Annotated in this window: 1 protein-coding gene; it reads left to right on the forward strand. The window is 69.6% G+C overall.

Annotation, left to right across the window (positions count from 1 at the left end):
• Positions 1 to 262 precede the first annotated feature (262 nt).
• The gene (locus HW837_RS47920; RefSeq protein ID WP_193382252.1) at positions 263 to 1480 is read left to right on the forward strand and encodes an IS110 family RNA-guided transposase; all 1218 of its coding nucleotides are present in this window, start codon (positions 263 to 265) and stop codon (positions 1478 to 1480) included.
• Positions 1481 to 1548: the final 68 nt, after the last annotated feature.

Genomic DNA, 1548 nt, shown 5'->3' on the forward strand with positions numbered 1-1548 from the left:
CCCGTTATGTTTTCTGCGGTCCTGCAAGAGGGCCGCTGGCCTCCGGTTCCGGCATGACTGTGTCCCCCTGTCGAAGGCATGACCTGGGGGGTGGTGTCACCGGGTCCGGGGGTGTCCGTCGGAGACGCTGATCAGAGGTCCGGCCACCGTCCGGTCCGGCGCAATGCCGGACGGTTCGCGGGCGGCAGGTCTGCATAACGTGGATGCGCGAGCACGACACCCGAGCCGAGGCCGGCACCGCCAACACCCTTGAAAGGGCGCGATGTTCGAGATCGAAGACGTGGGCGTGTTCCTCGGCCTGGACGTCGGCAAGTCCGCTCATCACGGCCACGGACTGACCCCGGCCGGGAAGAAGGTCTTCGACAAACCGCTGCCCAACAGCGAGCCGAAGCTGCGGGCCGTCTTCGAGAAGCTGACCGCAAAGTTCGCCACCGTCCTGGTCATCGTGGACCAGCCCGCCTCCATCGGCGCCCTGCCGCTGACCGTGGCCCGGGACGCCGGCTGCAAGGTCGCCTACCTGCCCGGCCTGGCCATGCGCCGGATCGCCGACCTCTACCCCGGCGAGGCCAAGACCGACGCGAAGGACGCGGCCGTGATCGCCGACGCCGCGCGGACGATGCCGCACACCCTGCGCTCGCTGGAACTGACCGACGAGATCACCGCCGAGCTGACCGTGCTGACCGGCTTCGACCAGGACCTCGCCGCCGAGGCAACCCGCACCTCCAACCGCATACGCGGCCTGCTCACCCAGTTCCACCCCTCCCTGGAACGCGTCCTCGGGCCGCGCCTGGACCACCAGGCCGTGACCTGGCTGCTGGAACGCTACGGATCCCCGGCCGCCCTGCGCAAAGCCGGACGCCGCCGCCTCGTCGAACTGATCCGCCCGAAGGCCCCGCGCATGGCCACCCGGCTGATCGACGACGTCTTCGACGCCCTGGACGAGCAGACCGTCGTGGTCCCTGGAACCGGCACCCTCGACATCGTCGTGCCCTCCCTGGCCCGCTCTCTCGCCGCTGTCCACGAACAGCGCCGGGCCCTGGAGGCCCAGATCAACGCCCTGCTGGAGGCCCACCCTCTTTCCCAGGTCCTGACGTCGATGCCCGGCGTCGGCGTCAGGACCGCCGCCGTCCTGCTGGTCACCGTCGGCGACGGCACCAGCTTCCCGAGCGCCGCCCACCTCGCCTCCTACGCCGGACTCGCCCCGGCCACGAAGTCGTCGGGGACCTCGATCCACGGCGAACACGCACCCCGAGGCGGCAACCGCCAGCTCAAACGCGCCATGTTCCTCTCCGCCTTCGCCTGCATGAACGCCGATCCCGCCTCCCGCACCTACTACGACAAGCAACGCGGCCGCGGCAAAACCCACACCCAGGCCCTCATCCGCCTCGCCCGCCAACGCATCAGCGTCCTGTTCGCCATGCTCCGAGACGGCACCTTCTACGAATCCCGCACGCCCGCGGACGTCGAACTCGCCGCATGACCCCAGCAAGCCTGAATCACCCCAAACCCGACAGGGGTGCCTTGACGAAGGACATAGAGGCACCCCCC

Source organism: Streptomyces caniscabiei (genome assembly GCF_014930365.1).
Classification (GTDB): domain Bacteria; phylum Actinomycetota; class Actinomycetes; order Streptomycetales; family Streptomycetaceae; genus Streptomyces; species Streptomyces caniscabiei.